The sequence below is a fragment of the Bradyrhizobium guangdongense genome, assembly GCF_006483445.1.
In the GTDB taxonomy this organism is placed as follows: domain Bacteria; phylum Pseudomonadota; class Alphaproteobacteria; order Rhizobiales; family Xanthobacteraceae; genus Bradyrhizobium; species Bradyrhizobium guangdongense_A.
The window spans coordinates 23369-31957 of the sequence record NZ_PPPT01000142.1 but is presented as its reverse complement, the minus strand read 5'-3'; the positions used below and the strand labels follow the sequence as shown (position 1 = coordinate 31957).

The window sequence follows — 8589 nt, the reverse complement described above, 5'->3', positions numbered from 1 at the left end:
GATCGCGAGCGCGATCGTGGCGAGAAAAAACTGCAACCGCCCCATGCGGGCGTTGAGACCGAACACGAAACCGAGCATTGTCGTCCCCCTCCGCGCGCCACATGCGCAGAGAGAGCTTTCGGACGCATGAAGACGCCGGACGCGACTGGCGACATGCTTTCTTGCCGGCGACCGAATTATCTAAAATTCTAGGTTTCGGGCTTCGCCGAGGCACAATAATCGGTCCAGAACTGGCGATAGCCCGCCTCGACCCGGGCTGTGTAGCTCGCGACATTGCCTGCGGGCGAAGCCGCGATCCGCGCCGGCAAGTCCGCACGCAGCTTCGCCAGATGAGCCGGCTGCGCCGCCCATTTGCACGCGATCGCGGCGTAGCCATCATCGTCCTCGGCGATCCATTCATCGAGACCGACCGCCGTCACGATCGAGGCCGCGGCGCGCGACGACGACGCGTTGCCGAGCCTGGCAACGACCGGGACGCCCGCATAGAGCGACTCCCAGGTGCTGATACCGCCATTCTGCGGAAATGGATCGAGCGAGATGTCGACCTGCGCAAAGGCCCTGAGATGCTCGTGGCGCGAGGTCAAGCCCAGGCAGGTGATGTCAGATTCGGACACACCCTGCGCCACAAATCGCGCCAGGAGGCGTTCGCGCACCAGGGGATCGTCAAGCAGGGTGTGCTTGATGATCATCCGCGATCCCGTCACCTCCCGCATCACCTTCGACCACACGCCGATCGCGGCGTCCGAGATCTTGTTGATGCGGTTGAACACGCCGAAGGTCACGTGGCCGTTGCGGAGCATCGGAAGCTCCGACGGCGGCACGTCCAGGATCGGATCGAGCGTGTTCAGGCACGGCAGGTCATAGACCTTCTCGGCGAGCAGATGTCGCGCCGACTCCGGAATAAAGATGGGATCCGCGAGCACGTAATCCATGGTCTTGAGGCCCGTGCCGGAGGCATGTCCGAAGGCCGAGACCTGGATGGGCGCGGGCTTGCGCGCGAAGACGGGAAGCCTGTTGCCGGTGGTATGTCCGGATACGTCGACCAGGATATCGACCTTGTCGGCCTGAATGCGATCGGCCAGGTCGTCGTCCGAGAGCTGCCAGGCATCGACCCAGACGTCCGCCAACTGCTTGAACCGGCCGGTCACCTCATCCTGTGTCTGCGAGCACGAATAGCAGACGATCTCGAATTTGGCGCGATCATGATGGCGCAGGATCGGCAACAGCGCGAACGCCGCCGAGTGGTACCAGAACTCGGCAGACACATAACCGATCACGATCCGCCGATCTGGGTCCAGCGGCCTCAGTGCAAGTTTTCTTTGCGGCAGTTTGCTGCCGATCGCGTCCCACCATTGCTTTCGCGCCACCTGCTGGACTGCGAAATCGGCGTCGGCGAGAAAGTCCAGAAAGAATATCTTTCGCCCGATCAAGCCCGCATCAGGCGTAATGGCCAGCGCAGCGTCGAGAAGTTCGATCGCCCGCGCGATCTCTCCCTGGTTTGCAAAACAGGCACTCAGCAGCGCCATCGCTGCCGCAGAGCGCGGATTTTCCTCGAGCAACGCGGTGCAGGCTGCGATGGCCTGCGCCGTGTTGCCCATGCTGAGCGAGACCTGTGCCTTCCCCTCCAAGGCCACCTCGAGCCGGGGCGAAGCCGCAAGCGCTGCGTCATAATCCGCCGCCGCCTGTTCGAACCTCGACAGCTCGAAATTGAGCCGTCCACGGTGCGACAGGATCTTCGGCGAATCCGGCCGGATCGCGAGCGCAGCTTCAAGCGCAATTTTCGCCTCGTCGTAGGTCTTCAGCTCGATACTGACGAGACCTTTGCCGACGAGCGCCTCCACGTTCCGCGGCTGAAACAATAGAGTTCGCTCGAAACTTTGCCTGGCGCGGTCGAGCCTGCGCAGTGCCAGCTCCGCCAGACCTCGATTGCAGAGTGCATCGGCATAGTCGGGCTTCAGCTTGATCGCGCGATCGTACGCTTCGATAGCCTGCGCGACCTGGCCCAGATGCAGCAGGGCATTGCCGAGATTGGCCAGCGCAAGCGGGAAGCCCGGCTTCAACGCGACGGCCCTCTCCAGAACTATGCGGGCGTCCTCATATTGCCCAAGCGCGAAATGCGTAGCCCCGAGATCGGAAAGCGCCTGTGGCGAGCGCGGGTCGACGGTCACGGCGTGCTTGAAGGCCTGTTTTGCAGCCTCGTATTGTCGGCCTGCGAATGCACACAGTCCAAGCAGATGCAAAGCGCTGAAGTGATCCGGAAGCTCTTTCAGGATCTGACGGCAGAGCGCCTCCGCCTCCGCACGCCGGCCTTGGGTAAAGGCCGTGTTCGCCGTAAGGAAAATCGCGTCCGCCTGCTTCCTGAATTTCTTCTGCAATCGCGCGTTCTGGAACGCGCGCGCTCCTGCGCTGCTGTGCAAATTTGTTCTCCGGCGGAAGACCCGCTGAGAGTGTAGCTGATTCGCCGGCCCGGCCGCGCGGCGGCGCTTCCGGCGCTGGCTCAGCGCAGGATCTGGCTCAAAAACAGCTTCGTGCGGGCGTGCTGCGGCGTCGCAAAGAACTGGTTCGGCGTGTTGGACTCGATGATCTGACCGGCATCCATGAACACCACGCGATTGGCGACCTCCTTCGCAAAGCCCATTTCGTGGGTCACGACCAGCATGGTCATGCCCTCCTTGGCGAGGTCCACCATGGTGTCTAGGACCTCCTTGACCATTTCGGGGTCGAGCGCCGAGGTCGGCTCGTCGAACAGCATCACCTTGGGGTTCATGGTCAGCGCCCGCGCGATCGCGACGCGTTGCTGCTGACCGCCGGACATCTGGCCCGGAAACTTGTTGGCCTGATGCGGGATCTTGACCCGCTCCAAAAATTTCATCGCGGTCGCTTCGGCGTCCTTCTTCGGGATGTTGCGCACCCAGATCGGCGCCAGCGTGCAATTGTCCAGCACGGTCAAATGCGGAAACAGGTTAAAACTCTGGAACACCATGCCGACCTCGCGCCGGACGGCGTCGATATGCTTCAGGTTCGGCCCGAGCTCGATGCCGTCGACGACGATCTCGCCCTCCTGGAACTCCTCCAGCGCGTTGATGCAGCGGATCAGCGTCGACTTGCCGGAGCCGGACGGGCCGCAGATCACGATGCGCTCGCCCTTCTCGACGTCGAGATCGATGTCGCGCAGCACGTGGAAATCGCCGTACCATTTATTAAGACCGGAAATCTTGACGATCGGGTTGGCGGACATGGTGACCCCGTTTAGTTGCGGCTGTGCGCGTTGAGCCGGCGCTCGACGAACAGCGAGTAGCGCGAGATGCCGAAGCAGAAGATGAAATAGATCACGCCGGTGAAGGCAAAACCGGTGAAGGCGGTCGACGGCGTGGTCCAGACGGGGTCGGCGAACGAAGCCCGCAGCGATCCCAGCAGGTCGAACAGCGCCACGATCGAGACCAGGGATGTATCCTTGAACAGCGAGATGAAGCTGTTGACGAGGTTCGGGATCACGTGACGCAGCGCCTGCGGCAGCACGATCAGCGATGTCGTCTTCCACCAGGACAGGCCGAGCGCAGAGGCCGCCTCGCCCTGCCCGCGCGGGATTGCAGCCAACCCGCCACGGATGTTCTCGGCCTGATAGGCGCCGGTGAACAGCGCGATGCCGATCAGCGCGCGCACGAGGCCGTCAACCGTGAAATTGCCGGGCAGGAACAGCGGCAGCATATAGGTGGCGAAGAACAGCACGGTAATCAGCGGCACGCCGCGCCAGAACTCGATATAGGCGATCGAGAACAGCCGGATCAGCGGGATGGTGGAGCGGCGGCCGAGCGCCAGCGCGATCCCGATCGGCATCGAGGTGACGATGCCGGCGACTGAGACCACCAATGTCACGAGAAGACCGCCCCACAGCCGCGTATCGACGATCGGCAGGCCCCCTTTGTCGAGCGCCATCAGCTTGATCACGATGGCGATGCCGATGAAGGTCACAATGCTCGGCACCAGCGCGCGCCATCCGGTCCGCAGGCCGCCACGGAGCCAGAACACCAGCAGTGTGACAATCACGGCGGTGACCGCGAAATCGCCCCAGACCGGCTGGCTGCTCGACTGGATCATGTCCCGCAGCCAGGTCAGCGGAAAGATCAGCCACTGGATCGCCGTGCCGACGACCGTGATGAACTGGCCGATGATCCACAGCAGTGGCCCGATCGCCGAGCTCTTGCTCAGATTGAGCAACGCCTGCCCGGCACTGATGACGCTGTCGTCGACCAGTTGCAGGAGGCCCGCGGTCCAGCTCACGCCAAAACCGGTGATGCCGCCGCCGCGCAGCAGGAAGAATGCGACCACCGGAAAGGCGACGAAGAACAGCCCGGAATTGAGCCCCTTCGCCGGCAGGCGCGGGATCAGCATCGGCACCAGCAGGACAGCCGCGAGGAGGAACGTCAGATTGACCCGCCAGCGTTCAGCCTCGGGATAGAAGCCGTACATGAGCTGCGGGAGTTTTGCCTGGATATAGGGCCAGCAGGCACCGACGACGAAGCCAGCCTTCTCGGGAAGACAGGCCGTGCGATCCTTGCCGGTCCAGACCGCGTCGACGAACAGGAACGTGATGGATGGAATGACCGTGTACCAGAGCAGCAAGGCGCCGAGGATCGTCAGCAAAATGTTGGTCGGCGAGTTGAACAGCCGCGAGCGCATCAGGCCCACAAAGCCGGTGGTCTTCACCGGCGCGGGACGTTCGGCAACGATATCCTGCCGAACATAGGGTGACGCCGTGATATCCGTCATGCGCCAAGCCCCTTCATGCTCCGAGGCTCCGGTTGATGCGCCAGCCGTAGACATTCATGATGGCACTCGTCACCAGCGAGATCAGGAGATAGACGCCCATCGTCATGGCGATGATCTCGATCGCCTGCCCGGTCTGGCTCAGCGAGGTGCCGGCGAACACGGACACCAGGTCCGGATAGCCGATCGCGACCGCGAGCGAGGAGTTCTTGGTGAGGTTGAGGTACTGGTTGGTGAGAGGCGGCACGATGACCCGCATCGCCTGCGGGATCACGACCAGCCGCAACGTCGTGCCGCGGCTGAGGCCCAGCGACGCGCCCGCCTCCATCTGTCCCTTATGGACTGACAAAATTCCGGCGCGCACGATCTCGGCGATGAAAGCTGCCGTATAGGTCGACAGCGCCACCGTCAGCGCCACGAATTCCGGAATGATCCGCGAGCCGCCGGCGAAGTTGAAACCCTTGAGCTGCGGAAACTCGAAGGTGAAGGGGAGCCCGAACACCAGAGTTGTCAGAAGCGGTAGTCCGATCACGAGGCCCAGCACAAAGGGCCAGATCCGGATGACCTGCCCCCGCTGGAACAGCGCCCGTCGCGAATAACTGCGCAGCGCAAACGAGGCGACAATACCGAGCCCAAGCACAACCAGGAATGCCGTCATGCCGGGCTCGCCGATTGGCGAGGGAACGACCAGGCCGCGATTGCTGAGGAAGGAGATGCCGAAAAACGAGATGCTTTGCCGCGGATTGGGCAAGGCCGCGAGCACCGCCAGATACCAGAACAGAAGCTGGAACAGCAGCGGCAGGTTACGAATGAGCTCGACATAGATCTCGCCAACCCGCGACAACAGCCAGTTCGGCGAGAGCCGGCACAGCGCGATGATGAAGCCGATGACGGTGGCGAAGAAGATTCCGACGATCGATACGACGAGCGTGTTCAGCAGGCCGACCACGAAGACGCGGCCAAACGTGTCCGAGCCCGTGTACGAAATCAGGGTCTGATTGACGTCAAACCCCGCATTGTTCCTGAGGAAGCCAAAGCCCGCAGCGATATGCTGGTTTGCCAGGTTGGCGCGGGCGTTGGAGACGATTTCGAAGGCGATCCAGCCAAGGACCGCGGCGAAAGCGAGCTGGACGGCGACGCCGTTCCAGCCAGCCTTGCCGCCCAGAATGCGCCGAAGCTTCAGCGCGATCTGGGCCGGCGGTTTGCGAGCTTCGTTGCTCATGCCGCAGCCGTGGGCTTTGAGCGGTCAGCGGATCGGCGGCGCGTACTGCAGACCACCCTTGTTCCAGAGATTGTTGAGACCACGGGCAATGCCGAGCGGCGAGCCGGCGCCGACGTTGCGCTCGAACACCTCGCTGTAATTGCCGACCTGCTTCACGATCCGCACCACCCAGTCCTTGGTCAGGCCGAGCTGTTCGCCGAAATTGCCGTCGGTGCCGAGCACGCGCTTGAACTCCGGCTTCTCGGATTTCGCCATCTCGTCGACGTTCTTCTGGTTGATGCCGAGCTCCTCCGCCGTGACCATCGCGTACAGCGTCCACTTGACGATGTCGAACCACTGGTCGTCGCCATGGCGCACCATCGGGCCGAGCGGCTCCTTGGAGATGATCTCCGGCAGCACGAGATGATCGGCGGGGTTGGCAAGCTTCAGGCGGTTGGCGTAGAGGCCGGACTGGTCGGTGGTGAAGACGTCGCAGCGGCCGGATTCGTAGGCCTTGACCGTTTCGTCATTGGTGCCGAACGCGATCACCTCGTACTTCATGTTGTTGGCCTTGAAGTAGTCGGCGAGGTTCTGTTCCGTCGTGGTGCCGGTCTGCACGCAGACCGAGGCGCTGTTGAGTTCCAGCGCCGAATTCACCTTGAGCGACTTCTTCACCATGAAGCCCTGCCCGTCATAATAGGTCACGCCGGTGAAGTTGGCGCCGAGCGAGGTGTCGCGCGAAATCGTCCAGGTGGTGTTGCGCGAGAGCACGTCGATCTCGCCGGACTGCAGCGCGGTGAAGCGGTCCTTGGCCGATGTCGGCACATACTTGACCTTGCTCGGATCGTTGAAGATCGCAGCCGCGAGCGCGCGACAGATGTCGACGTCGAGGCCGGTCCAGTTGCCTTTGTCATCCGGGGCCGAGAAGCCCGGCAGGCCCTGGCTGACGCCGCAAGACAGCGAGCCCCGGTCCTTGATCGTCTTGAGCGTTTGCGCCTGGGCGGCCTGCGTGGCGAAGCCGGTGGCGAGAGCAAGAGTGAGAACCAGAGATACGCGTTTCATGGGCTGAGGCCTTTCAGGGTCGTCTCAAGGAGCCGTCGTTGGAACGTTCGCTGAACATCGCGCATCTCGACGGGCCAAACCCCTAAATCCCCGCCGCAACGCGTTTGCCCTTTGAGCTTGAACGCATGGTTCGGTCAGGCGGAGGATCGAAGGTCGCGGCAGGCCCCTCAACATGCGGCGACTGAATAGCACCCCCGCATCACAGAACGACTTGCGTGCCGGGTCAAGGGGTTGACGGGACTCTTCTGTGTCCTGCTATTAGCCAATAAGTCTCTCCCGCTGCCCCGCTGCACGTTTTGTGCGCCCGGACAGCCGCTTTTGAAAGCACTCGCATGAATTCCGCGCACGACAACCCGCCCTCCCAGCACGCCGAGACCAGGCTGGTCACCTCCGGCCGCGACACCAAGGCGCAGAAAGGGTTTGTCAATCCACCCGTCTTCCACGGATCGACCGTGCTCTATCCGACCGCCGAGGACCTGCACGCCCATCGCGGCGAGTTCCAATACGGCCGCCACGGCACGCCGACCACTCGCGCGCTGCAGGACACGCTGATGGCGCTGGAGGGCCCGCAATGCGCCGGCGTCGGCCTCGTGCCGTCCGGGCTATCGGCGATCTCGACCACCCTGCTCGCGGTGCTCAAGGCTGGCGATCACCTCCTGATCTGCGACAACGTCTATCGGCCCTCGCGCAACTTCGCCAACGGCCTGCTCTCTCGCTTCGGGGTTGAGACCACTTATTTCGATCCGCTGATCGGCGGTGCCATCGAAAAGCTATTCAAGCCGAACACCCGCGCGGTCCTGGTGGAGGCGCCGGGCTCGCAATCCTTCGAGATGCCCGACATCCCTGCCATCGCCGAGGTCGCGCATGCGCGCGGCGCGCTCGTCATCGACGACAACACCTGGGCAACCCCGCTCTATCATCGCTCGCTCGAACAGGGCGTCGACATCTCGATGCAGGCGGCGACCAAGTACATCGGCGGTCACTCCGACATCATGTTCGGCACGATCTCGGCCAACGCAAAGGCCTGGCCGCTGCTATCAGAGACCATCCGCCTGCTCGGCGTCTGCGCCGGGCCGGATGATGTGTTCCTGGCGCTGCGCGGCATGCGCACGCTCGCGGTGCGGCTCGCACAGCACCAGCGCTCGGGACTGGAGATGGCGCGCTGGCTCGCGGCCAGACCCGAGGTCGCGCGCGTGCTGCATCCCGCGCTCGAGACCGATCCGGGCCACGCCATCTGGAAGCGCGATTTCACGGGCGCCTCCGGCCTGTTCAGCATCGTGCTGAAGCCCGCGCCACAGAAGGCGGTCGATGCGATGCTCGACACGCTCAAGCTGTTCGGCATGGGCTTCTCCTGGGGCGGTTTCGAGAGCCTGGTGATTCCCTTCGACTGCGACAGCTATCGCACCGCGACAAAGTGGTCGCCGGGCGGCCCGACGCTGCGCCTGCACATCGGGCTCGAAAATGTCGAGGACCTCAAGGCCGACCTCGATCGCGGCTTTGCTGCCTTCAACGCGGCAATTTGAGCCTTCGCGCTGGGCATCGCGCCCAAGGCGCGTGCG

6 protein-coding genes are annotated in these 8589 nt (G+C 63.3%); 1 reads left to right on the top strand and 5 read right to left on the bottom strand.

Annotated elements, in window-relative coordinates:
• Positions 1-188 precede the first annotated feature (188 nt).
• The 5 genes from C2U70_RS20425 to C2U70_RS20405 all read right to left on the bottom strand — a co-directional run bounded on the left by C2U70_RS20425 (position 189) and on the right by C2U70_RS20405 (position 7030).
• The gene (locus C2U70_RS20425) at positions 189-2417 is read right to left on the bottom strand and encodes a tetratricopeptide repeat protein (protein ID WP_140980220.1); all 2229 of its coding nucleotides are present in this window, start codon (positions 2415-2417) and stop codon (positions 189-191) included.
• An 80-nt stretch (positions 2418-2497) separates the two neighbouring features.
• Complete coding sequence (locus tag C2U70_RS20420) at positions 2498-3238, bottom strand: amino acid ABC transporter ATP-binding protein (RefSeq protein WP_140980219.1); 741 nt, start codon at positions 3236-3238, stop codon at positions 2498-2500.
• An 11-nt stretch (positions 3239-3249) separates the two neighbouring features.
• Positions 3250-4770, bottom strand: coding sequence for an amino acid ABC transporter permease (locus C2U70_RS20415; protein ID WP_140980218.1), 1521 nt, complete (start codon positions 4768-4770; stop codon positions 3250-3252).
• A 13-nt stretch (positions 4771-4783) separates the two neighbouring features.
• The gene (locus C2U70_RS20410) at positions 4784-5989 is read right to left on the bottom strand and encodes an amino acid ABC transporter permease (protein WP_140980217.1); all 1206 of its coding nucleotides are present in this window, start codon (positions 5987-5989) and stop codon (positions 4784-4786) included.
• Positions 5990-6013: 24 nt separating this feature from the next.
• Positions 6014-7030, bottom strand: a complete 1017-nt coding sequence (locus tag C2U70_RS20405; protein ID WP_140980216.1) for an amino acid ABC transporter substrate-binding protein — start codon at positions 7028-7030, stop codon at positions 6014-6016.
• Positions 7031-7362: 332 nt separating this feature from the next.
• On the opposite strand from C2U70_RS20405, the gene metC reads away from it, so the two are divergent.
• Positions 7363-8553: a cystathionine beta-lyase gene (metC, locus tag C2U70_RS20400; protein ID WP_140980215.1), complete on the top strand. Its 1191-nt coding sequence runs from the start codon at positions 7363-7365 to the stop codon at positions 8551-8553.
• The last annotated feature ends 36 nt before the right edge of the window (positions 8554-8589 follow it).

Excerpts from the sequence above, each read along its gene's own strand:
- C2U70_RS20420 (WP_140980219.1), bottom strand. The coding sequence starts at position 3,238 with ATGTCCGCCAACCCGATCGTCAAGATTTCCGGTCTTAATAAATGGTAC.
- C2U70_RS20405 (WP_140980216.1), bottom strand. The coding sequence starts at position 7,030 with ATGAAACGCGTATCTCTGGTTCTCACTCTTGCTCTCGCCACCGGCTTC.
- C2U70_RS20415 (WP_140980218.1), bottom strand. The coding sequence starts at position 4,770 with ATGACGGATATCACGGCGTCACCCTATGTTCGGCAGGATATCGTTGCC.
- metC (WP_140980215.1), top strand. The coding sequence starts at position 7,363 with ATGAATTCCGCGCACGACAACCCGCCCTCCCAGCACGCCGAGACCAGG.
- C2U70_RS20410 (WP_140980217.1), bottom strand. The coding sequence starts at position 5,989 with ATGAGCAACGAAGCTCGCAAACCGCCGGCCCAGATCGCGCTGAAGCTT.